Source organism: Streptomyces sp. NPDC046122, assembly GCF_056429965.1.
This window is the reverse complement of sequence record NZ_JBWKLQ010000001.1, coordinates 605,191-628,212: the sequence shown is the minus strand read 5'-3', so window position 1 is coordinate 628,212 and position 23,022 is coordinate 605,191. Positions and strand designations below refer to the sequence as shown.

Genomic DNA, 23,022 nt, shown 5'->3' with positions numbered 1-23,022 from the left:
GGGGGGGGGCGGGGGGGGGGACCCCCCCGCCCACACGGGGGGGGAGAAAAAAGAAGGAAACAAAAAACAAGAAAAGAAGAACCTGGCCGGGGGGGACCCCCCCCCGTCCCGGTTCCGTCTGCGGTGATGCTGTGCGGTGCCGCTGGTGCCGCCCCGCGCCCGACGCCTACAGCGCGCCGAAGCCCACCCTGCGCGTCGCCGGCTCGCCGATCTCCACGTAGGCGATCCGGTCGGCGGGAACGAGGACCGTACGGCCCTTGTCGTCCTTGAGGCTGAGCAGCTGCGCCTTGCCGGCCAGCGCGTCGGATACCGCGCGCTCGACCTCCTCGGCGGACTGCCCGCTCTCCAGAACGATCTCCCGGGGCGCGTGCTGCACGCCGATCTTGACCTCCACGGCTATGTCCCTCCGACGGTCAGTGCTGCGGTGCGCGGTCGTCGCGCCGTACGGAGCACACATTAGCCCGGTGAGGGGACACGAACCGCGCCGACGCCGCACGCCAGAAGCGAACACGGATCGGGAACACGCCCCTGCCGAGGGCCGCGAGGTCCCGCCTCAGTGCTCGCTGCCGTGCAGCGGGAAGCCCGCGATGCCGCGCCAGGCGAGCGACGTCAGGAGCTGCACCGCCGTGTCGCGCGGGATCTGGCTGCCGCTGGAGAGCCAGTACCGGGCGACGACCTGCGACACCCCGCCCAGGCCGACCGCCAGCAGCATCGACTCGTCCTTCGACAGGCCGGTGTCCTCGGCGATGACCTCGCTGATCTCCTCGGCGCACTGGAGCGAAACCCGGTCGACCCGCTCGCGAACGGCGGGTTCGTTGGTCAGGTCCGACTCGAAGACCAGGCGGAACGCGCCGCCCTCGTCCTGGACGTACGCGAAGTAGGCGTCCATCGTCGCGGCCACGCGCAGCTTGTTGTCCGTGGTCGAGGCGAGGGCGGTACGCACCGCCTGGAGCAGCGACTCGCAGTGCTGGTCCAGAAGGGCCAGGTACAGCTCGAGCTTGCCCGGGAAGTGCTGGTACAGGACCGGCTTGCTCACACCGGCGCGCTCGGCGATGTCGTCCATCGCCGCCGAGTGGTACCCCTGCGCGACGAAGACCTCCTGCGCCGCGCCCAGAAGTTGATTGCGTCGGGCTCGGCGGGGCAGGCGTGTGCCGCGTGGGCGTGCCGCCTCTGTCTGCTCGGTGGCTGTCACGCCGCCTCCCATGTCTTTCAGTGTCGCGGCCTTTCAACAGCACGGCCGTTCCGTGCGCCGTGTGCGCCGCGCCCGCCATCGTACTTTTGGGTAATGCGGGAGCGCGCGGTGCGGACGGAGAATTTCACGGACCGGACGGCCACGGAAGGCCGATCACGTGCTGATCGGGTCCCTGACAGGGTTTCGGCCGCCCCTGTCAGCGGTAGTCGTCCTCGTCGACGGTGACCACACGGGCCTGCTCGGCGGCGTCCCCGTCGGTCGCCTCCCCGGTGTCGATGCCGGTCGGACGGTCGTCGTGCGTCTGCTGCCACTCCGTGCGCTGCTCCGCGGCGTCCGCCTCGGAGGCGTCGTCGTCGAGCTCGGGTGCCTCGGGGGGCTCCTCGTCCACGAAGGTCTCAGGATCGGTCGGATCGACGGACATACGGGCTGCCTTTCGCGAGGAAGCGGGGGCGTGCGCGTACCCCTTTGCTCCGAGGGTAGATCTGTGACGGCGAACACACGATTCAGTGCGTGATCGTCTCGTAACATTGCCGCATGTCTTCGACCGAGCTGCCCGGACCCAGCCTCGCCGCCGCCACCGTGGTGCCGCGGGTCAGCGCCGTGCGGGTCGCCGAGGGGGAGAAGCTGCGCACCGTCACCCTGCCGGGGCTGACGCTGAACGTGCGCACCCGGCCTCCGGCGCACACCGGACTGCCGCCCGCGCTGTACGTGCACGGGCTCGGCGGGTCGTCGCAGAACTGGTCGGCGCTGATGCCGCTGCTCGCGGACGCGGTGGACGGCGAGGCGGTCGACCTGCCCGGCTTCGGCGACTCCCCGCCGCCGGACGACGGCAACTACTCGATCAGCGGGCAGGCGCGCGCCTGCATCCGCCTGCTCGACGCCGGCGGGCGCGGACCGGTGCACCTCTTCGGCAACTCCCTGGGCGGCGCGGTCGTCACGCGCATCGCGGCCGTCAGGCCCGACCTGGTCCGCACGCTCACGCTGGTGTCGCCCGCACTGCCCGAGCTGAGGGTGCAGCGCGGTGCGGTGCCGACCGGGCTGCTCGCCCTGCCGGGGGTCGCCCCGCTCTTCGCCCGGCTCAGCAAGGACTGGACGGCGGAGCAGCGCACGCGCGGCGTGATGGCGCTCTGCTACGGCGATCCCGAGGCGGTCACGCCCGAGGCTTTCCGCAACGCCGTGCAGGAGATGAAGCGGCGGTTGGAACTGCCGTACTTCTGGGACGCCATGACGCGTTCGGCGCGGGGCATCGTCGACGCGTACACCCTGGGCGGACAGCACGGCCTGTGGCGGCAGGCGGAGCGGGTGCTCGCGCCGACGCTGCTGGTGTACGGGGGCCGGGACCGGCTCGTGTCGTACCGTATGGCGCGCAGGGCGGCCGCGGCGTTCCGCGGCGCGCGGCTGCTGTCGCTGCCCGACGCCGGGCACGTGGCGATGATGGAATATCCGGAGGCGGTCGCGAGCGCCGTCCGGGACCTGATCAATGACAGCGGCAGGAGCTGATCCGGCGCGTGGGACGTCATAGTCGCCGAGGCCCCGCACCCAAGGGGGCCGCCGAGAAGCCCGCCATACCGGGCCGCGGTGAGCAGACCGCGGCAGGTCCGGCCACGGCGGGGTCCGGCGTCGCGCCGGGGCCCGCGCCCCGCAGACCACAGCAGCGACAGGCGCAGCAGCAGTACGGCGGCACTCCGGCTCACGGGGTGCCGCAGGTGCGCGGCGGCCATCCCGAGCAGAGGGAGGCCGGCGGCGGCTGGGGCGCGGCGCCCGACGGCCGGTACGGCGACTGGCAGGGCGCGCCGCGCGGACCGCAGGGCCCGTATCCGGACCGGGCGCAGGGCCCCGGGCAGACGCAGGCGCGTTACGCGGCGGCCGGGGCGCGGATTCCCGGACCGCGGCAGGAGTTCGTCGAGGCGTTCGACGCCCCGGCGGCCACCGGACCGCAGGCCGGTCCGTACGGGCCCGCCGCCGGCCGCGAGCGGGCCGGCGCGTCCGTCGGCGGCGCCGGACACGAGGGTGACCGCGACGACCGCGACGAGGCGCCCGTCGGCCCCGGACCCGCCAGGGGCGGCAAGGGGCGCGCCTTCACGGGGATCGCGGCGGCCGCCGTCACCACCGTTCTCGCCGTCGTCGTGGCCGGGCAGGTCGCCCAGGCCGAGAAGGCGCCCGTCGAGGCCCCGGCCGCCGGGGACCGGAGCACGCGCGAGAGCGACGCCTCGCGCTCGGACGCCCGGCCGACGCCGTCCCAGGGCGCACAGGACGCGCAGGACGCGCCGCTGACGTACGAGCAGCAGATGGCCAAGACGTACCCGATCGACCCGAAACTCGTGGGCAAGGGTGACTTTCAGGCCATCGGCGGCTTCGACAAGGCACCGGGCAAGGGGCAGAAGTACTCCTATCGGGTGGACGTCGAGAAGGGGCTCGGTCTTGACGGAGCGCTCTTCGCCCGCGCCGTGCAGGAGACCCTGAACGACGACCGGAGCTGGGCGCACGACGGCGCCATGACGTTCGAACGGATCTCCTCCGGCCGGGCCGACTTCGTCATCACGCTCGCGAGCCCCGGCACCACCGGAGTGTGGTGCGCCAAGTCCGGACTCGACACGCTCTCCGGCAATGTCTCGTGCGATTCGGCGGCGACCGAGCGCGTCATGATCAACGCGTTCCGGTGGGCGCAGGGGGCCGAGACCTTCGGCAAGGACAAGATGTTCGCGTACCGGCAGATGCTCATCAACCACGAGGTCGGCCACCGGCTCGGGCACGGTCACAAGAACTGCGAGACGCCCGGCGAGCTCGCGCCGATCATGCAGCAGCAGACCAAGTCGCTCGACATCGGCGGCATCGAATGCAAGCCCAACCCCTGGGTGTTCCCCGGCGGTTGAGCCGCCCCTGTGCGTAGGCCGCAACCTGACGCCGCGTAACCGAACAGTCCCTTAGCGCCACAGAACGCGACGGCGAGGCGAAAGTTACGCGCGTTCACCCCTTTTGGTGGCGCGATGGACAACCGTCCGTCGCGTCACCGCCCTGTCCGCATACGGTCGGTCCCGCTGCGAGTCGCCGGACCAACGGCGGCCGCCCACAAGGGAGATCGGGGGTGCGCTCGTGCGGATCGGACTGCTGACGGAGGGTGGCTACCCGTACGCGACGGGTGAGTCCAGGCTCTGGTGCGACCGGCTCGTGCGCGGACTCCCGCAGCACGAGTTCGACGTCTACGCGCTGAGCCGCAGCGCCCGCCAGGAGGCGCTGGGCTGGATGCCGCTGCCGCCCCAGGTGCAGCGCGTGCGGACCGCTCCGCTGTGGGCGCCCGAGGACGACGGCGGCACGTACGGCCGGCGCGAACGGCGCCGCTTCGCGGGGCACTTCCGGGATCTGGCCGACGCGATCTGCGCGCCGGACGAAGAAGCCGCGGGCGAGGGTTTCGCCGCCGGCCTCTACGGCCTCGCGGAACTGGCCGGGGAGCACGGCGGACTGCACGCCGCCCTGCGCTCCGAGATCGCCGTACGCGCGCTGGAGGCCGCCTGTCGCGCGCCGGGCGCGAACCGCGCCGTGCACGCCGCGAAGGTGCCGGACTACCTCGAGTTCGTCGACCTGCTGGAGCGCGCCCTGCGGCCCCTGTCCCTCGACTGGTACGACGAGCGCAGCCTGGGCGCGGTCGATCTGTGCCACGCGGCGTCGGGCGGGTCCGCCGCCCTGCCGGGCCTGCTGGGCAAACGCTTCTTCGGCGTTCCGCTGCTGGTCACCGAGTACGGCGTACAACTGCGCGCGCACTACCTCGCCGCCGGTGACGCGGCCCGCAGCGCGCCGGTACGGGCCCTGCTCGCCTCCTTCCACGGCAAGCTCGCCGCCGAGGTGTACGACAGGGCCACCCTGATCACGCCCGGCAACACGCACGCCAGGCGGTGGCAGGAGCGGTGCGGCGCCGACCGCGCGAAGCTGCGTACGGTCTACCCCGGCATGGAGTCCGACCGTTTCGCGGCGGTCGGCGAGGGCGGCGACGGCGGCGATCCCCGCACGCTGGTGTGGGTCGGCCGCGTCGAGCCGGCCAAGGACCTCGTCTCGCTGCTGCACGCCTTCGCCGAGGTGCGCCGGGCGGAGCCGCGGGCCCGCCTGCGCGTGGTCCACAGCCGGCACGGGCAGGGCGCCGAAGCCGCCGCGTACCTGGCGCACTGCCAGGGGCTCGCGGCGCAGCTCTTCCCCGACGAGGCCGCCGGCGCGCACGCCGTCGGCGACAACCCCGTCTCCTTCGAGGAGATCGGCGGCCCCGAGGCGCCCGACCTGGCCGACGCCTACGCGGCGGGCAGCGTGGTGGTCCTCTCCAGCGTCGTCGAAGGCTTTCCGGTCAGCCTGGTCGAGGCGATGTTCTGCGGGCGCGCCACCGTCTCGACGGACGTCGGCGCGGTCGTCGAAGTCATCGGCGGCACCGGCCTGGTGGTCCCGCCGCGCAATCCCCGTGCCCTGGCGGAAGCCTGCGTGGCGCTGATGCGCGATCCCGAGCGGCGCGAACGGCTGGGAGCCGCCGCGCGCGCACGGGCACTCGAACTGTTCACCGTCGAGCAGAATCTCGCGGCATTTCGAGGCATTTACCTGGAGCTGATCTCGCACTGCCCGGTACGCCGCGACGTGCTGGGAGCGGACGGCGAGCCTCTGCTCTTCGCCCACCCGGCGGAAGCGCACGTGCCGGTCCGCTGGGCGGGCGGCGGGACGACCGACCCGAGCTGGGCGGACGCCGCCGGTCCGTCGCCCCGCGTGGGCGCCGGGGCCGGGCCCGGGACGGGTGAGCGCGATGTCTGAGCCGCGTCGCGGCGGGCAGGACCCGGCGAGGCCGCTGAGGACCGCCGCCCCCTTCGTCATCGCCCCGGCTGCCGGTGGGGACGCGCCGAGTACGGCTGTCCGCCGCGTCGCTGCCCCGGCCGCCGGTGCGGACGCACCCGTGCCCGAGGAGGCCCGCCGATGAGCGCTTCACACCTGCCGGCCGTCCCCGCCGGGGGCGCGTGGGACGCACCGCGTACGCCCGTGAGCCCCGGCGCCTGGGACGACGCCGCGGCCGAGGCGGCCTGCCCCGCGCCCGGCGCCCCCCGTGGCGGCAGGGCCGCCGCACCGCCGCGCCGCGGGCCCGCCGACCCCGTACGGGCCCTCATGCACCGGCACCGGGAGCTGTGCGAGCGGGCCGTCGATCCGCTGGAGATCGCCGCCGGGCTCGAAGCTCACGGGGTGACCGACAGGACCGCCGCGCGCTTCCGCCACCGCGACGTCTTCTCCCTCGCCGAGGAGCTGTACGCCCGCGTGCCGCGCGCCGGTGGCGCCGGGGCGACGGCTCCGGCGCGCGAGACCCCGGTGCGCGCCGGTTGGATCGCGTACGCGCTGCTCCCCGGTCTCGGATGCGCCCTCGCGGCCATGGGTCTCGAACTGACCGGCGGGCGTGTGCGGTGGGCCGTCGGCCTGACCGGCGTGCTGGTCGTCACGGCCGCCCTCGCGCTGTGCCTGCGCCACGGCCCCCTGCGCGCCGAGGGGCGTACCGCGCCCGCCGCGCGCCTGTGGGTGTGCTGGCTGCTCGGGTACGCGGTCCTCGGCGATGGGCTGCTCGGTGAACTCGTCGCGGGGGGCCCGGACGGGCCCTGGCCGGGGGAGCCGGCCAGGGCCGTGGTCCTCGCCGCGGCCCTGGCGCCCGCCGCCTGGTGCGCGCACGTCCTCGCCGTACAGGCCCGCCGCAGGCTGGCCGCCAGCCGGGGCACCGAGGACTTCGGGGCATCGGTCCGTCCGCTCGTCCTCGGACTCACCGGGCTCTTCACGGGCGCGCTCGTCTGCCTGCACGTCGCGGTGGACGCGGTCGGCGGCCCGGGCACGGCCGGCGGCGAAGGCGGCCCGGCCGTCATGGCGGCCGGTGTGGCGCTCGGCGCGCTGCTCTTCCTCGCCCGGCTGCTCACCGTCCACGGCTTCGCCCGAGCCGCGTCCGCGGGGCTCGCCGCCGCGACCGCCGTACAGGTCACCGCGGTGTCCACCGTCCTGGCGGCCCGGCTGCCCGGCCTGGGCTTCGTCGGCCGGCCCGTCGAGCGCCTCGTGGACGCCGGGGGAGCGGCGGCCGTCCCGGCCGCGGCCTGCGCCGTCGCCGCGCTCGCCCTGCTCGTCCACGCCACCGCCGCCCTCTCCCGCACATCGGCCCACGCCGGCCGGACCCGGCCCGGGGACACGCTCCCCGGCCGCCGACCGGACTCCGGCCACGGGCTGGACGGTCGCGACGGGCTGGACGGTCGCGACGGTCCGGACGACCGGCCGGGACCGGACGGCGGGTCCGGCCGACGGCACGGGCCGCACTGACCGCACCGGACTGCCACAGGAGCCTCCCGCGGAGCCGACGCCGCGGGCGTACACCGCAGCACTCACCGCACATCCCCGAAGGAGAACGTGACCATGACGCCCCAACCCCCAACTTCAGCCGGTCGGCACCGAGGGGACGCACGATGAGGGTGCTGCTGCTGGGTGCCAACGGATATCTCGGCCGCTTCGTCGCCGACCGGCTGCTCGCCGACCCGGCCGTGCAGCTCACCGCCCTCGGGCGGGGCGACGACGCCGACGTACGCTTCGACCTCGCCACCGGCAGCCCCGGCGCGCTGACCCGCTTCCTGGACGCCGTGCACCCCGGCGTGGTCATCAACTGCGCCGGCGCCACGCGCGGCGGCGCCCGCGACCTGACCCGGCACAACACCGTCGCCGTCGCGACCGTCTGCGAGGCCCTGCGCCGCAGCGGCTGCGGCGCACGGCTCGTACAGCTGGGGTGCGCCGCCGAGTACGGGCCCTCCCAGCCGGGCTCGTCCACCGCCGAGGACGCCGTGCCCCGGCCGGGCGGCCCGTACGGCGTCAGCAAGCTCGCCGCCACCGAGCTGGTGCTCGGCTCCGGACTCGACGCCGTCGTGCTGCGGGTCTTCTCACCGGTCGGCCCCGGCACGCCCGCCGGCTCCCCGCTGGGGCGGCTCGCCGAGGCGATGCGCCGCGCGATGCAGTCCGGGGACGGCGAGCTCAAGCTCAGCGGCCTCGGCGTGCAGCGCGACTTCGTCGACGTGCGCGACGTGGCGCGCGCCGTGCACGCGGCCTCGCTGTCCGCCGCGCAGGGCGCCATCAACATCGGCACCGGGCGGGCCGTCCGGCTTCGGGACGCCGCCGCGGTCCTGGCCAGGGTCGCGGGCTACGGCGGCACCCTGCACGAACTCGACGCCCCTTCCGGTTACGTGCCGGGGAGCGCCGCGGCGGCGGCGCGCAACGGGGGCGTGGCCGGCGTGCTCTCCTCGGTGGGCCCGCAGCGCGGCGAGATGCCGCCGGAGCACGTGGGCGCCCCGTACCCGTACCCGGACGGCTGCGGCAGCTGGCAGCAGGCCGACGTGCGCACCGCGCGCGACCGTCTCGGCTGGCGGCCCCGGATCAACCTGGAGGAGTCGCTCGCCGACATCTGGATGGAGGCGGCATGCCGCATCTGACCAGGCCCCGGCACCGGCAGGCCGCGACGGCCGCGGACCGGATGGGCGTCGGTGTCCCCGGGTACGCGCACCCGCTCGTCGCCCCGGTCGAGTGGGGCGAGCTCAGCCGACCGGGGACGCCGTTGCACTGGGTGACGCTCAACGTGGCCAACGGCCCCGGGCAGCGCCCCGACCCGCACTGCCTGGAGGCCGCGGGGCGCCTGCGCAACGCCGGTGTCCCCGTGCTCGGCCGGCTCGACATGGCGTACGGGACGCGCTCCTTCGGCGAGCTGTTCTCCGATGCGCACCGCTTCCGCGACTGGTATCGGGTCGACGGCTTCTATCTGGACCGCTGTCCCACCGACCGGACGGACCTGCCGGGCGTGCGCCGCGTGACCGGCACGCTGTCCGGGCTGGCCGAGGGGGGCGGCCGCGTGGTCCTGGGACATGGCACACACCCGTATCCCGGCTATGCGGAGGCGGCCGACCAGCTGGTGACGTTCTCGGGGCCGTGGACGGACTACCGCTGGTCACAGGTGGCGGAGTGGACGGCGGACTACCCGCCGGAGCGCTTCTGCCATCTGGTGCACGGGCTGCCGCGCACGCACCTGGAGGAGGCCGTCCGCATCGCACGCTGGCAGGGGGCCGGAACGGTCTTCCTGACGGACCGGATCGCCGGCAGCGACCCCGTGGAACAAAACGACGCATTCGAGACACTGCCCGGCTACTGGGACGAAATCGTCTCGCGTATCGGACCGGGTGTCTCGGAATGAGAAGGGGCGTGGCAGTGTTACGCGGAGAACAACCGTACTGATTGACCGACCTACGGAGTCCCCGTGTCGCTGCCACCCCTGGTCGAGCCCGCTGCCGAGCTCACTGTTGATGAGGTTCGCAGGTACTCCCGCCACCTGATCATCCCGGATGTCGGGATGGACGGGCAGAAGCGGCTGAAGAACGCCAAGGTCCTCGCCGTGGGCGCCGGCGGCCTGGGTTCGCCCGCGCTGATGTACCTCGCCGCGGCCGGCGTCGGCACGCTCGGCATCGTGGAGTTCGACGAGGTCGACGAGTCGAACCTGCAGCGCCAGATCATTCACAGCCAGGCCGACATCGGCCGCTCGAAGGCCGAGTCCGCCCGCGACTCGGTCCTCGGCATCAACCCCTACGTGAACGTCGTCCTTCACGAAGAGCGGCTCGAAGCCGAGAACGTGATGGAGATCTTCTCCCAGTACGACCTGATCGTCGACGGCACGGACAACTTCGCGACCCGGTACCTGGTCAACGACGCGTGCGTGCTGCTCAACAAGCCGTACGTCTGGGGCTCGATCTACCGCTTCGACGGCCAGGCGTCGGTGTTCTGGTCCGAGCACGGCCCGTGTTACCGCTGCCTCTACCCGGAGCCGCCGCCGCCGGGCATGGTTCCGTCCTGCGCCGAGGGCGGCGTGCTGGGCGTGCTCTGCGCCTCCATCGGGTCGATCCAGGTCAACGAGGCGATCAAGCTGCTCGCCGGCATCGGTGAGCCGCTGGTCGGCCGACTGATGATCTACGACGCCCTGGAGATGCAGTACCGCCAGGTCAAGGTCCGCAAGGACCCCGACTGCGCGGTCTGCGGCGAGAACCCGACCGTCACCGAGCTCATCGACTACGAGGCCTTCTGCGGCGTCGTGTCCGAGGAGGCGCAGGAGGCGGCGCTGGGCTCGACGATCACTCCCAAGCAGCTCAAGGAGTGGATCGACGCCGACGAGAAGATCGACATCATCGACGTCCGTGAGGTCAACGAGTACGAGATCGTCTCGATCCCCGGCGCGCGGCTGATCCCGAAGAACGAGTTCCTGATGGGCGACGCCCTGCAGGACCTGCCGCAGGACCGGAAGATCGTCCTGCACTGCAAGACGGGTGTCCGCAGTGCGGAGGTCCTCGCGGTGCTGAAGTCGGCGGGCTTCGCGGACGCGGTGCACGTCGGCGGCGGCGTCATCGGCTGGGTCAACCAGATCGAGCCGGAGAAGCCGATCTACTAGGCCCGGCTGCTGGTCATACGGCGAAGGGGCCGCCCCGCACGTTCTGTGCGGGGCGGCCCCTTCGCGCGTCCGGTGCCGGATTCCAGGGTCCGCTGGAGGACCTCGTGTCCGGTCGCGGATTCCCGGGGTGCGTTGGAGGACGAGACCGGGGGTCAGCGGCCCGAGGCCAGCAGCTCGGCGACCCTTTCGAGTGCGGCGGGTGCCAGGTTCCGGCGCAGTACGCCGACCAGCTCTTCCGGCGTGCTCCTGCTGTCGAGGGTGATTACGCCGTAATCGCTCCGCCGCCGCGCCTTCGGAACCGGCGACGGCGCCTCCTCCTGCACCGCGGCGGGCAGCCGCTGCTCGTCGCGCGGCAGCCGTGCGATCCGCCGGGCGTCCTCGACCGAGACGCGGCCGTCGGCCAGCGCCTCCTGGAGGTCCTCCCGCAGCCTCATCAGCGACAGCCGCTGTGAGACGAACCCCTGGGTCTTGCCGATCCGCGCTGCCACCTGCCGCTGCGAGTAGCCGTAGGAGGTGATCAGGCCCTGGAGGGCCTGAGCCTGCTCCAGTTCGGTGAGATCGTCGCGCTGGACGTTCTCGATCAGCGCGTCCTCGTCGGTGCGCGTCGCGTCCTCCCGTACGAGCACCGGCACCTCGCGGAGCCCGGCGAGTCTGGCCGCGGCCAGCCTGCGGTGCCCGTGCAGGACGACGTACGGGGAGTCGCCGACGGCGGCCTCGTGCTGCGGGTGCGCGGCGAGGAAGGCGCCGCGGGAGACGACTCCGAGAGCCTGGAGCACTCCGCGTTCGCGCAGCGTCTCGGCCAGGCCGTCCAGGTCGCGCAGCTCGTGGCGCGGGTTGTCGGGGTTCTCGGCGAGGTCCGTGACGGGCACGGTCAGCGGGTAGGCGTCCCGCCCGGCCGGCGGCACGGCAGTGTCGCCCGGCGTGAGCAGGGTCGCGAGGTCGGTGCGGCGGCCCATCAGCGGACCACCGCCTTCTTGGCGGCGCGCCGCGCCCGCCGGGGCCTGGCCGGGGCCGGGATCACCGCGAGGCCGACCTCCAGGGCGAGCCGGAAGAAGTCCTCGCGGGCCTGGAGCGCCACGCGGTTGGCGCCGTACTGGGTGACCACGAGACCGTCGGCGGAGGCGCGGGTGTGCAGCTTGTAGTGGCGTACGACGGTGCGCGCCAGGGGCCAGTCCTGCGCCTCGACGAACGCGCGGGTCTGCTCCAGGTCCGCCTTGCCGTCGCGCGGGTCCCAGTTGTTGATGACCACGCGGAACGGCAGTCCGCGCGGTTTCACCACCCGCTCGATGGTCCGCTGCGTGGGCTGGAAGCCCAGCGGTTCCGGCTCGATCGGCACGATCACGTCGTGCGCGTTGTCGAGGACGGCGCGCAGCGCGTCGGCGGCGGCCCCCCTTCCGAGCGGGTCGTCGCAGTCGGTTTCGGCGAGGTCGAGCCAGCCGGGCGTGTCGACGAAGACGTGCTGGGCGGACGGGATGCGGGCGAGGGCGGCGAGCCCGGGGAGGTCGTCGTGCGCCTGGACGAAGTCGAACGGCAGGCCGTCGCCGACCCGTTCCGACCACCACACGGCGGAGCCCTGCGGGTCGATCGACACGGCGACGACCGGTGGCCGTTCGCCCTCGGACCCGGCGCCGAGCACGTCGGCGGTGACGGCGGCGAGGTTGACGGCGAGCGTGGATTTACCGACGCCGCCCTTCTGATTGAGAATCACGTGTACGTGGGCCACGACCACTCTCCCTGTTTCGCGCAAATCCGACATTCGGGATTTACGGTCACTCTGGCAGTGGCGCGCGGACGGGGACCCCGTACACGCCGGGAAGCAGCCCCGTTCGCCGCTACGAGCAGGTGGTGCGATGCGCCGGGACCCTGCCGTTCAGGAAGTACGGGTCCACGGCGCCGGCTATGCAGTCGTCGCCCGTCAGGTACGCCCCGTGGCCCTCGCCCTCGTACGTGAGCTGCACGCCCACGCCCTCGCCCAGCTCCTCGACCATCCGCAGCGAGCCCTCGTACGGTGTCGCCGAGTCGCCCTTGCCGCCGATCACCAGCACGGGGGGCGCGCCCTTCGCGCCGACCTCCGGGGTCACGTGCTCGCCCTCGACCGGCCAGGAGGCGCACCACCCGGCCAGGTCCCACGCCAGGTAGGGACCGAACACGGGGGAGACCTTCCGGAAGTCCGCCAGGTGCTCGGCCCGGACCTGATCAGCGCTCACGCGGCCCTTGGCGTCGGCGCAGTGGATGGCCCGCTGGGCGTGCTGGTCCGTGCCGTACCGTCCGGTCGCGTCACGGTTGTTGTACCCGTCGGCGAGCCGCAGCAGCGTCCGGCCGTCGCCGCCGCGCGCCTCGCGCAGGGCCTTGGTGAGCGTCGGCCGGCTGTCCTCGCTGTAGAGCTGGGAGAGGATGCCGGTGATCGCGAGGCTCTGCGTGAGCGGACGGCCCGTTCCGGTCGGCAGCGGCTTCCTGTCGAGCCGGTCCAGGAGCCGCACGACGCGCGCGGTGCCGGACCGGGCGGAGGCGCCGGTGCTCACGAAGTAGTGGTCCAGGGCGCGCTGGAAGCCCAGGGCCTGGTTGCGCGAGTGGCGCACGAAGTCGGCGGACGGGTCGACGACGGCATCGAGCACCATGCGCCCGACGGTGCGGGGGAAGAGGTGGGCGTACGTGCCGCCCAGCTCCGTGCCGTAGGAGAAGCCGAAGTAGTTCAGTTTCCTGTCGCCGAGGACCCGGCGGATCAGATCCATGTCGCGGGCGGCGTTGCTCGTTCCGACGTACGGCAGGACCTTGCCGGAGCGCTTGGCGCAGCCCGCGCCGAAGGCGGCCGCGTCGTCGAGGTAGGCCCTCTCCTCTGCGGGTGTGTCGGGGGTGGCGTCGAGGCGGAAGGACGCCTCGGTCTGCCGGTCGTCCCGGCAGACGACGGCGGAACTCCCGGCGACGCCGCGCGGGTCGAAGCTCACCAGGTCGTACCGCGTGTGCAGGGAGGCGAAGGCCGGCGCGTGCCCGGGCATCGCCGCGACCCCCGAGCCGCCCGGCCCGCCGAAGTTGAACAGCAGCGAGCCGAGGCGGCGGTCGCTGTCGGTGGCCTTCGAGCGGATCAGCGCGATGCCGAGCGTCGCCCCTCCCGGATCCCGGTAGTCCAGGGGCGCGGTGAGGGTGGCGCACCGCCAGTCACCGCCGGGCGCCGGGGAGCCTCCCGCCCCGTCCGGCGCGGCGCACGGCTTCCAGCGGAGCCGCTGGCCGGTGAGTCCGGCGGGGAGGGCCGGCAGGCGGTCGTCGGCGCCCTCGGCGGGGCCCCGGCCGGTGGGAGCGGCCGACGTGGGCGAGGCGGCCGACGCGGAGGGCGCGGCACGGTCCGTGGTTCCACCGCTGCCGCTGCCGCTGCCGCTGCCGCTGCCGCAGCCGGCGGCCGCTCCCGCCGTGAGGAACGCGGCGGCTGCCAGGGCGACCGCCCGTACGAGATGCGCCATCGTGGCCCCCACATGAACCCAGGACTCGAAAACTGATTCGCAATCCTAGGCGGCCCCACTGACAGTCGCGTCGCCCGTCCGCCCGGCAGGCCCCGCCGGCCGCCCTACGGGCACACCGTCCCGTCGGCCGGCACCTTGCCCCTCAGCAGGTACGCGTCCACCGCCCGCTGCACGCAGGCGTCTCCGCCGTTGTACGCCCCGTGGCCCTCGCCCTTGTACGTCAGCTCGATGCCGACACCCCTGCCGAGCTCCTCGGCCATCTTCTTCGCACCCGCGTAGGGCGTCGCCGGGTCGCCGGTGGTCCCGATGACGAGGATGGGGGCCGAGCCGGGCGCGCTCACATCGGGCGTGTCCCACTGACCCTCCACCGGCCACGCGGAGCAGCCCAGCAGCCCCCAGCCGAGGAACTCGCCGAAGACCGGCGAGGCCGCGCGGAATTCGGGGAGCTTCGCCTTCGTCTGCGCCAGGTCGAAGCGCGACTTGTCGTCCACGCAGTTGATGGCGGCGTTCGCGGCGCCGATGTTGCTGTACGAACCGTCGGGATTCCGGCCGTTGAGGGAGTCGGAGAGGCTCAGCAGCAACTCGCCGTTGCCGCCGTCCGCCTCGTCGAGGCCCTGCTCCAGGTACTTCCAGTACTCCTTGGAGTAGAGCGTCTGGATGATCCCGTTGGCGGCGTGGGACTGCGTCAGCTCGCGGTCGCCGATGCCTTTGACGGGCTTCTCGTCGAGCCGCTTCAGAAGGCCGACGACGAACTCCTCGATCTCCCGCACGCTGTTGCCGGGCAGCGCGCACTCGTCGCCGCGCGCCACGCAGTCCTTCGCGAAGTTGTCCAGGGCGAGCTGGAAGCCCCTGGCCTGGCCGAGCGATCCCCGCTCGGAGGGCTGCGCGGGGTCGACGACCGCGTCGAAGACCGCCCTGCCGACCTTCTTCGGGAACAAGTGGGCGTAGACGCCGCCCAGTTCGGTGCCGTACGAGATGCCGAAGTAGTGCAGCTTGTCGTCACCGAGGACCTGCCTCAGGAGGTCCATGTCGCGGGCCGCGTTGGTGGTGCCGACGTACGGGAGCTCGTCGCCCGAGTTCTCCTCGCAGGCGGCGGAGTACTCCGCGAGACCGTCGGTGAGGGTCTTCTCCTCGGCGGCGTCGTCCGGGGTGCTGTCCTCGGCGTAGTACGCGTCGAGTTCCTCGTCGTCCTGGCACTGGACGCCCACGCTGCGGCCGACGCCGCGCGGGTCGAAGCTGACCAGGTCGTAGCGGGAGCGCAGGCGCTCGTAGTCGGCGGCCAGGGAGGGCAGGCCGGTCACGCCCGAGCCGCCGGGACCGCCGAAGTTGAAGACGAGGGAGCCGATGCGGTTCTCCGGGTCGCGGGCCTTCGCCCGCACGAGCGCCAGCTCGATCGTGTCTCCGTCGGGCTTCGCGTAGTCGCGCGGGACGTCCATGAAGGCGCACTGCCAGGTGCCGCCGCCCGGCAGGGGCGAGGGGGACGGGCCGCCGCCCTCCGCCGCCGACGGCGCGGGGCACTGCGTCCAGTCGAGCTTCTGAGCCGCCAGGCCGTCGCTGCTGCTCGCTTCCTTCCCCTTGTCGCCGTCGTCGGAACAGCCGGCGAGGGACACGAGAACGGCGGCGGCGAGGACGGCCGTGGCACGCAGGGCGGCGGAGGTCGGCATGCGTCCATCGTGCGACGGGGCGTGGGAGCGTGCGCCCCGGGAGCGCCATTCGGACGGCGTACGCGACGGCGCCCCGTCCCAGGAGCCGTCCGGGCTCGTCCCCGGAGGGACAGGTGGCCGTACGCGCGCGCGGCGCGTTCCTAGAGCTGGCCCTTGCGGGTCAGGTGGTTGAAGAACAGCCACCCCGGCAGCACCGGCAGCCAGAACGTCAGCAACCGGTACAGCAGCACCGCCGAGGTCGCGACGCCGCCCCCGAGCCCGGCGAACGTCAGAGCCGCGATGAGCGCCCCCTCGACCGCGCCGACACCGCCGGGCGTCGGCACGGCGGAGCCCAGGGCGTTGGCGGTCAGGAACACCACCGCGATGGTGGCGTAGCTCAGCTGGACGTCGCTGTCGAAGGCGCGGACCGAAGCGTCCAGGCACATCACGAAGGCCGCGGTCAGCAGCAGCATCCCGCCGATGCCGGTGATCAGCTTCTGGGGCCGCTGGAGTACGTCGAGCATGCGCGGAACCACACCCGCGAACAACGACCGCACCCGCGTCACCACGAACCGTCGCAGGAACGGCACGGCCGTCACCACCAGTGCCAGCACGGCCGCCGTCAGGAGCCCGGCGATCACCGTCCTGGACGGCGAGAGCGTGGGCGTGTGCTGCGTGCCCGTGACGTAGCCGAAGACCATCAGCAGCGTGATGTGGCTGGCGAGACCGAACAGCTGAGACGCGCCGACACTCGCCACCGCCAGCCCGGGACGGACCCCGGCGCGCTGGAGGAAGCGCGTGTTCAGTGCCACACCGCCGATCGCCGCAGGCGCGACCAGCTTCACGAAGGAGCCGGCCACCTGCGCCCCCACGGTGCGCCAGAAAGGCACCTTCTCGGGCACGAAGCCGAGCAGGCTCATGGCCGCCGCCGGATAGCTCAGCGCGGAGAACAGCACGGCCACCGCGGCCCACCGCCAGTCCGCCGTCGCGATCGCGTCGCTGACGTCGTTGGCCATCAGCGTCGAGATCAGGAAGTACGCGACGAACGCCCCGGCGATGACGCTGACGAGCGTGCGCGGCCGGATGCGTTCCAGACGGGCCGGCTCGACCAGTGCCTGCGGGCGGATCAGCAGCACCTGGTGGCGGATCTGCGAGAGCAGGTCCTCTTCCCGTGCCTGTTCCAGCGCCACCTCTATGGCGTCCTTCTCGGCCTTCTTCTCGGCCCGCACGTCCTTGCGTCCGCCGGACGGCGCCGCCTCGTCGGGGCCGCCTTCCGCCGCCTTCGCGGCGTGGGACGCCTCGATCACCGCCTCGCGCTCCCGCTGCGACCGTTCACGCGCCAGTCTGCGCAGCGTCGCCCGTGTGGAGCGGCTCAGCGCGATCGGCTGCAGCAGCGGAAGGCTGTCGGCGACCGCGTCCGGGCCCAGCACCTCCACGGCGGCGGCCACCGCCCGCTCGGCGCCCGCGCGCAGTCCGAGCGTCGTCAGGAGCTGCGCGACGTCCATCCGCAGGACGACGTCGCCCGCGGCGATCTCACCGCCGCGCAGATCCGTCAGGATCACCCTGCCGGAACGATCCACCAGGAGCGCGTCGCCGACCAGCCGGCGATGGGCGATACGGCGCGACTGGAGGGCCTTGACCTGGCGCCAGGCCCCGCGCAGCAGCTCGTCGGTGATCTCCTCGTCGGGCAGCGAGTCCAGCGACCGGCCGCCCAGGTGCTGGTACACGAGCATCACGGCGTCCGGGCCGAGCTCGGACGTGGCGATCAGCTTCGGCGCGTTGGCCCCGGCGGCGATCGCGGCGTACGCGAGCAGCGCCTCCTGCTCCAGGGCCTGGCGCAGCGACTGGATCGAGCGGCGCTGGGTGATGCCGCGCAGGGTCACCTGGCGCCAGACGCGGTAGAAGAAGCCCTGCGCCTGCTGTTCGCGGTCGACGACGGTGACGTCGAGCGGCGGCCCGTCCTCCAGGGTGACGAGGTAGCGGCGGCCCCGGTCGCCCTGCTCCGGCGAATCGGGCACGTCCTCGGCGCGCATGGCCGTCACCGGGCGGAAGCCGACGTGCCGCAGCCCCGCGAGGAGGGTCTGCCCGGTGGGCCGCACGTTCGGCGACCCGACGGCGTAGAGCGTCCCGTAGGCGACCGTCCAGCCGATCAGCACGGTCACGATGATCGAGAACGGGGTGGTCTGCCGGCCGACCAGCACGGCGAACGAGTTGAGCAGCAGCACCGCCCACAGCGCCACGCGCCAGCGCGGCCTGCGGGCCATGCCGACCGCCGTCATGTACGCGATGACAGGGGCGAGGTACCCGTGCACGGGATCGGTGAGTTCCCCGCTCGCCGTCGCCTGGGTGAGCGACTGCCTGATCGTCTCGGGCGCCGACTCGGACACCCACAGGTCCGTGGCGAGCGCCACACCGTGCGCGAGTACGGCCGCGAGCACGCCGTCCGCGATCCGCAGCCCGTCGCGCTTGATGAGCCGCTCGATCGCGAAGGCGACCGGGAGGATCAGTACGGCGATGCTGGAGATCAGGCCGGCCAGCTTGATGAAGACGTCGGGGGTCTGGCCCGTGCCCTTGCTGATGTCCTGCTCGAGCCCGGACGCGGTGCCGTGCGCGAAGGCCGCGACGGCGAGCACACAGATGATGCCGAGCACGCCGACGAGCAGTCGCACCAGGTCGGAGGGGCGGTGCACGCGCGCGGCGAGCAGCGGCTCGTCGCCGGAGACGCGGTCGATGTGGCTTCCCTCGGGCCCGCTGTCCATGGTCTCGGTGGGCCTTTCGGGTGCGTCAGGGTGCGACTCGGCGCCAGGGGTGCTCGCCACCGGGGGAGGCTGCACTCCCTGCTCCTTCGTCGTTTCTTCTTGATCTCGTATCACCTGTCACCGCCCGGATGATGGTGGCATGACCGGATGACGGAGGGGGGCATCAGGGTGCATCGCCGGGGCGTGCGGTGTGGTGCACGGGTGGGATACGCCCCATGGAGCAGCGTGCTCTGTCGGTGCCGTGGTGCAGGATGGACCGGATGAGCGACGAGCCGGAACTCCCCGAACTCCCCGAGTACGCCGAACGCGTACTGGAGGTGGCGGAGACGATTCCACCCGGCCGGGTGATGACGTACGGGGACGTCGCCGAGTGGCTGGAGGAGGGCGGCCCGCGCCAGGTGGGGCGGGTCATGGCGCTCTACGGCGGTGGCGCGCCCTGGTGGCGGGTGGTGCGTTCCGACGGCGTATTGCTGCCCGGCCACGAGCTGCGGGCGCTCGGGCACTACCGCGCGGAGGGAACCCCGCTGCGGACGGCCTCCCGGCAGTCCGGGACCCACGTGCCGCGGCTGGACATGAAGCGGGCGCGGTGGGACGGCGGAGCGGCCGGCTCCGGCGGAAGTGCACAAGCTCACACGACTCACACCTGACAGCTTCCTGCATCCGTGGCCGCGGCGGGCGAAGCCCCGACCGGACGGGGTGCCGGGCGGCCCGCCGACGGGGCCGCGGGGCGGGACAGAAGGCGGAGCCGCTGCGTCCCGGGCGTCCACTGGCGTAGCGTCGTGCGGACGCGGCACGCGCCCACCGTCCGTCCCGCGGGCACCGCGCCCCGCGCCAGGCGGCAAGTCACCCCGTACACCCACCAGGACCGGCGATCCACGTGAGCTCCTCCCTTCCCCCGGGTACCCCGGATACCGCAGGTGTCTCCGGCACCGCGGGTTCCGCCTGGAATCCGCCGCACCTCCAGGCACGGCAGCGGACTCCGGGCGCGTACCGACTGGTGCGTACCCGGCCGGGCCCGGTGGACCCTCCTCTTCTGGACGCACGACAGCGCGCCGTGGTTGACCACGCCGGCGGGCCGCTGCTCGTCCTCGCCGGACCGGGCACCGGCAAGACGACGACCCTGGTGGAGGCGGTCGCCGCGCGCGTCGCCAAGGGGGCCGACCCGGAGCGCGTCCTGGTGCTCACCTTCAGCCGCAAGGCGGCCGTGGAACTGCGCGACCGGATGGCGCTGCGGCTCGGCGGCGCGTACGGGCCGCAGGCGACCACCTTCCACTCCTTCTGCTACGCCCTGGTCCGCGCGCACCAGGACAGCGACCTCTTCAGCGAACCGCTGCGCCTGCTGTCCGGCCCCGAGCAGGACGTCGCCGTACGCGACCTGCTCGCGGGCCACGTCGACCTGGAGCGTGAGGGCCGGCCCGCCCCCGTCCACTGGCCGGACGAACTGAGGGCCTGCCTCACTACGCGCGGCTTCGCCGACGAGGTGCGCGCGGTCCTGGCGCGCAGCCGCGAGCTGGGGCTCGGACCCGACTCCCTGGGAGCGTTCGCGGCCCGTACCGGGCGGCCCGACTGGAAGGCCGCGGCGGCCTTCCTGGCCGAGTACCTCGACGTACTCGACATGCAGGGCGTTCTCGACTACGCCGAGCTGGTCCACCGCGCGGTGCTGCTCGCCGAGCAGGCGGAACTGACCGGCCGGCTGAGCGCGCGGTACGACGCGGTCTTCGTGGACGAGTACCAGGACACCGATCCCGCGCAGGTCCGCCTCCTGCGGGCGCTGGCCGGTTCCGGCCGCACCCTGGTGGCCTTCGGCGACCCCGACCAGTCGATCTACGCGTTCCGGGGAGCGGACGTCGGCGGCATCCTCGACTTCCCGGACACGTTCCGGGGAACGGACGGAAGCCCTTCCCCGGTGGAGGTGCTGACGACCTCCCGCCGCTCGGGAGCCGGCCTCCTGGAGGCCACCCGTCTGCTCACCCGCCGCATGCCCCTGACGCGCCTGCCGGCCGAGAAGGTGCGGGCGCACAGGGAGCTGGTCCCGGTACGCGAAGGGGGCCGCGCGGAGGTCTACACGTACCCGACGGCGGGCACCGAGCTCGACAACATCGCGGACATCCTGCGCCGCGCCCACCTGGAGGAGGGCGTGCCGTGGAACGAGATGGCGGTACTGGTCCGGGCGGGCGGTCGTACGATCCCCGCCGTACGACGGGCCCTCACCTCCGCGGGCGTCCCCCTGGAGATCGACGGCGACGACCTGGCCCTGCGCCACGAGCCGGCCGTGACCCCGCTCCTGACGGCCCTGCGGGCGGTGGCCGAAGCAGCGGTGGCCGCACCGGCCGGCACCGCCGGCAGGGCGACCGGCGGCGGGGCGGACGCCGATGCCGTGCCGACCGCCGCCGGGGCGGACGCCGCTGAGGACGGGGACGAGCACGTCGAGTCCGGCCACGGCCGCCAGGACGCCGACGCCGGTGAGGGAGGGGCTGAGAACATCACGTCCGCCGACGGCGGGAACGAGCACAGCACGTCCGCCGACGGCGGGAACGAGCACAGCACGTCCGCCGACGGCCGCCAGGACGCCGCGTCCGACGGGAGCCGCACCCCGCCCTCCATCACCACCTGGCTCAGTACCGAGGTCGCCGCCGAGCTGCTCGCCTCGCCGCTCGCCGGTATGGACACCGCCGACCTCCGCCGTCTCGGCCGCGCCCTGCGCGACGAGGAGCGCGCCGCCGGGAACCGGCTGCCGCCGCCCTCCGACGAGCTGCTCGCGCGCGCCCTGGCCGAACCGGAGCGCCTGGCCGCGCACGACCCGGCGTACGCCCGCGGCGCCCAGCGACTCGGCGCGCTCCTGCGCAAGGCGCGCACCCTCCTCGAAGCGGGCGGCACCGCCGAGGAGGCGCTGTGGGAGCTGTGGGACGGCACCTCCTGGCCCGGGCGCCTCGAACGCGCCGCTCTGCGCGGCGGCGCGGCCGGCCGCAACGCCGACCGCGACCTCGACGCCGTGTGCGCGCTCTTCGACACCGCGGCCCGCGCCGAGGAACGCTCCGGCGGCCGGGGCGCACTCAACTTCCTGGAGGAGCTCGACGCCCAGGACATCGCCGCCGACACCCTCGGCAAGCGGGCCGTACGCCCCGACGCCGTACGCCTGATGACCGCGCACCGGTCGAAGGGGCTGGAGTGGCGGCTCGTCGTCGTGGCCGGCGTGCAGGAAGGGCTGTGGCCGGACCTGCGCCGCCGGGGTTCCCTCCTCGAAGCGGACAGGATCGGCCGCGACGGGCTCGCCGAGCCCCTCACCCCCGGCGCCCTCCTCGCCGAGGAACGCCGCCTGTTCTACGTCGCCGCCACCCGCGCCCGCGAGCGTCTGGTCGTCACCGCCGTCAAGGCGCCCGCCGACGACGGCGACCAGCCCTCCCGCTTCCTCAACGAGCTCGGCGTCGAGCCCAGGGACGTCACGGGGCGGCCCCGGCGCCCCCTCGCCGTAGCGGCCCTGGTGGCCGAACTGCGCGCCACCACGGTCGACCCGGCGGCGACCCCCGCCCTGCGCGACGCCGCCGCCCGCCGCCTGGCACGGCTGGCCGCGCTCGCGGACGAGGACGGCCAGCCGCTGGTCCCCTCGGCGCACCCGTACCGCTGGTGGGGCCTGTACGACCCGACGCACAGCGCCGTCCCCCTGCGCGACCGCGACCAGCCCGTGGCGCTCTCGGGAAGCGCACTCGACCAGCTCGCGAACACGTGCTCCCTCCAGTGGTTCCTCGGACGCGAGGTCAAGGCGGACGCTCCCGCGACCGCCGCCCAGGGCTTCGGCAACGTCGTGCACGTCCTCGCCGACGAGGTCGCGTCGGGCCGTACGCCCGCCGATCTCGCGGTACTCATGGAACGCCTGGACTCCGTCTGGGACGCCCTGGCCTTCGACGCCCCCTGGAAGTCGCAGCAGGAGAAGGAGCACGCGCGCGTGGCGCTCGAACGCTTCCTCCAGTGGCACGTCATGGACCGCGGCGGCCGCACCCCGGTGGCCACCGAGCACGACTTCGACGTGACCCTGGAGGCCGGCGGTGAGTACGAGGTGCGCATCCGCGGCTCCATGGACCGCGTGGAGACGGACGCCGAGGGCCGCGCCTACGTCGTCGACTTCAAGACGGGCAAGGCGGCCCCCACGCGCGACGAGGTGGCCCGCCACCCGCAGCTCGCCGTCTACCAGCTCGCCGTACGGGAAGGAGCCGTCGACGAGGCGTTCGGGGGAACGCGCCCCCAGCCCGGCGGCGCCGAACTCGTGCAGCTGCGGCAGGCGGCCGCCAAGAAGGACGGCGGCGACGCGCTCCCCAAGATCCAGGCGCAGGAGCCGCTGGCGGGGGAGTGGGTCGGAGATCTCCTCGCCACCGCCGCCGGGCGGGTGCTCGACGAACGCTTCAGCCCGGCGACCGGCCAGCACTGCACCCACTGCGCGTTCCGCGCCTCGTGCAGCGCGCAGCCGGAAGGACGCCACGTCGTCGAGTAGCCGGTGGGCCACGCGACGTGGACGCCGGGCCGG

17 protein-coding genes are annotated in these 23,022 nt (G+C 73.7%); 9 read left to right on the top strand and 8 right to left on the bottom strand.

Translation table 11 applies throughout. From position 1 onward, the window contains the following. Positions 1-166: 166 nt before the first annotated feature. From AC07FK_RS02760 to AC07FK_RS02750, 3 genes are all read right to left on the bottom strand, one after another. On the bottom strand, positions 167-394 hold the full coding sequence (locus AC07FK_RS02760) for a DUF3107 domain-containing protein (protein ID WP_189715631.1): 228 nt from the start codon (positions 392-394) through the stop codon (positions 167-169). A 159-nt stretch (positions 395-553) separates the two neighbouring features. Next, positions 554-1,192 carry a TetR/AcrR family transcriptional regulator gene (locus AC07FK_RS02755; RefSeq protein WP_479101875.1) on the bottom strand — a complete coding sequence of 213 codons (639 nt, stop codon included), beginning with the start codon at positions 1,190-1,192 and terminating at the stop codon, positions 554-556. A gap of 196 nt (positions 1,193-1,388) precedes the next feature. Further along, positions 1,389-1,613, bottom strand: a complete 225-nt coding sequence (locus tag AC07FK_RS02750; RefSeq protein WP_479101874.1) for a hypothetical protein — start codon at positions 1,611-1,613, stop codon at positions 1,389-1,391. Between the two features lie 113 nt (positions 1,614-1,726). Here AC07FK_RS02750 and AC07FK_RS02745 point away from each other — a divergent pair, with 113 nt between their 5' ends. The 7 genes from AC07FK_RS02745 to moeZ all read left to right on the top strand — a co-directional run bounded on the left by AC07FK_RS02745 (position 1,727) and on the right by moeZ (position 10,646). Beyond that, complete coding sequence (locus AC07FK_RS02745; RefSeq protein ID WP_479101872.1) at positions 1,727-2,692, top strand: alpha/beta fold hydrolase; 966 nt, start codon at positions 1,727-1,729, stop codon at positions 2,690-2,692. A gap of 8 nt (positions 2,693-2,700) precedes the next feature. Beyond that, entirely contained in the window at positions 2,701-4,065 is a 1,365-nt protein-coding gene (locus tag AC07FK_RS02740; protein ID WP_479101870.1) for a DUF3152 domain-containing protein, read from the top strand. A gap of 220 nt (positions 4,066-4,285) precedes the next feature. Further along, the gene (gene pelF / locus AC07FK_RS02735) at positions 4,286-5,974 is read left to right on the top strand and encodes a GT4 family glycosyltransferase PelF (protein WP_479101868.1); all 1,689 of its coding nucleotides are present in this window, start codon (positions 4,286-4,288) and stop codon (positions 5,972-5,974) included. A gap of 159 nt (positions 5,975-6,133) precedes the next feature. Further along, complete coding sequence (locus AC07FK_RS02730; RefSeq protein WP_479101866.1) at positions 6,134-7,498, top strand: hypothetical protein; 1,365 nt, start codon at positions 6,134-6,136, stop codon at positions 7,496-7,498. A 143-nt stretch (positions 7,499-7,641) separates the two neighbouring features. After that, a complete protein-coding gene (locus AC07FK_RS02725) occupies positions 7,642-8,652 on the top strand; it encodes an NAD-dependent epimerase/dehydratase family protein (protein ID WP_479101864.1) in 1,011 nt (336 codons plus the stop codon). After that, positions 8,640-9,404 (top strand): spherulation-specific family 4 protein, encoded by a 765-nt coding sequence (locus tag AC07FK_RS02720; RefSeq protein WP_479101862.1) that lies wholly within the window; start codon positions 8,640-8,642, stop codon positions 9,402-9,404. Before AC07FK_RS02725 ends, AC07FK_RS02720 begins: the two co-directional genes overlap by 13 nt. A gap of 63 nt (positions 9,405-9,467) precedes the next feature. Beyond that, positions 9,468-10,646, top strand: a complete 1,179-nt coding sequence (gene moeZ, locus AC07FK_RS02715; protein ID WP_479101860.1) for an adenylyltransferase/sulfurtransferase MoeZ — start codon at positions 9,468-9,470, stop codon at positions 10,644-10,646. Between the two features lie 152 nt (positions 10,647-10,798). Here moeZ and AC07FK_RS02710 read toward each other — a convergent pair whose 3' ends face one another. The 5 genes from AC07FK_RS02710 to AC07FK_RS02690 form a co-directional block, all read right to left on the bottom strand. Continuing rightward, the gene (locus AC07FK_RS02710; RefSeq protein ID WP_479101859.1) at positions 10,799-11,602 is read right to left on the bottom strand and encodes a ParB/RepB/Spo0J family partition protein; all 804 of its coding nucleotides are present in this window, start codon (positions 11,600-11,602) and stop codon (positions 10,799-10,801) included. Further along, the gene (locus AC07FK_RS02705; protein ID WP_479101857.1) at positions 11,602-12,369 is read right to left on the bottom strand and encodes a nucleotide-binding protein; all 768 of its coding nucleotides are present in this window, start codon (positions 12,367-12,369) and stop codon (positions 11,602-11,604) included. The genes AC07FK_RS02710 and AC07FK_RS02705 overlap by 1 nt, the downstream gene beginning before the upstream one ends. A 109-nt stretch (positions 12,370-12,478) precedes the next feature. Beyond that, on the bottom strand, positions 12,479-14,101 hold the full coding sequence (locus tag AC07FK_RS02700; protein WP_479101856.1) for an alpha/beta hydrolase: 1,623 nt from the start codon (positions 14,099-14,101) through the stop codon (positions 12,479-12,481). A 104-nt stretch (positions 14,102-14,205) separates the two neighbouring features. Next, positions 14,206-15,765 carry an alpha/beta hydrolase gene (locus tag AC07FK_RS02695; RefSeq protein ID WP_479101854.1) on the bottom strand — a complete coding sequence of 520 codons (1,560 nt, stop codon included), beginning with the start codon at positions 15,763-15,765 and terminating at the stop codon, positions 14,206-14,208. Positions 15,766-15,905: 140 nt separating this feature from the next. Then, on the bottom strand, positions 15,906-18,578 hold the full coding sequence (locus AC07FK_RS02690; RefSeq protein WP_479101852.1) for a lysylphosphatidylglycerol synthase transmembrane domain-containing protein: 2,673 nt from the start codon (positions 18,576-18,578) through the stop codon (positions 15,906-15,908). 185 nt (positions 18,579-18,763) lie between these two features. Here AC07FK_RS02690 and AC07FK_RS02685 point away from each other — a divergent pair, with 185 nt between their 5' ends. Both AC07FK_RS02685 and AC07FK_RS02680 read left to right on the top strand, forming a co-directional pair. Next, complete coding sequence (locus AC07FK_RS02685) at positions 18,764-19,150, top strand: MGMT family protein (RefSeq protein ID WP_479101851.1); 387 nt, start codon at positions 18,764-18,766, stop codon at positions 19,148-19,150. 350 nt (positions 19,151-19,500) lie between these two features. Then, entirely contained in the window at positions 19,501-22,989 is a 3,489-nt protein-coding gene (locus AC07FK_RS02680; RefSeq protein WP_479101849.1) for an ATP-dependent helicase, read from the top strand. Positions 22,990-23,022 lie beyond the last annotated feature (33 nt).

Bases quoted from the DNA above. Each gene is read 5' to 3' on its own strand.
- AC07FK_RS02700 (WP_479101856.1), bottom strand. From the start codon at position 14,101: ATGGCGCATCTCGTACGGGCGGTCGCCCTGGCAGCCGCCGCGTTCCTC.
- AC07FK_RS02710 (WP_479101859.1), bottom strand. From the start codon at position 11,602: ATGGGCCGCCGCACCGACCTCGCGACCCTGCTCACGCCGGGCGACACT.
- AC07FK_RS02730 (WP_479101866.1), top strand. From the start codon at position 6,134: ATGAGCGCTTCACACCTGCCGGCCGTCCCCGCCGGGGGCGCGTGGGAC.
- AC07FK_RS02745 (WP_479101872.1), top strand. From the start codon at position 1,727: ATGTCTTCGACCGAGCTGCCCGGACCCAGCCTCGCCGCCGCCACCGTG.
- AC07FK_RS02695 (WP_479101854.1), bottom strand. From the start codon at position 15,765: ATGCCGACCTCCGCCGCCCTGCGTGCCACGGCCGTCCTCGCCGCCGCC.
- AC07FK_RS02720 (WP_479101862.1), top strand. From the start codon at position 8,640: ATGCCGCATCTGACCAGGCCCCGGCACCGGCAGGCCGCGACGGCCGCG.
- AC07FK_RS02725 (WP_479101864.1), top strand. From the start codon at position 7,642: ATGAGGGTGCTGCTGCTGGGTGCCAACGGATATCTCGGCCGCTTCGTC.
- AC07FK_RS02685 (WP_479101851.1), top strand. From the start codon at position 18,764: ATGAGCGACGAGCCGGAACTCCCCGAACTCCCCGAGTACGCCGAACGC.
- AC07FK_RS02750 (WP_479101874.1), bottom strand. From the start codon at position 1,613: ATGTCCGTCGATCCGACCGATCCTGAGACCTTCGTGGACGAGGAGCCC.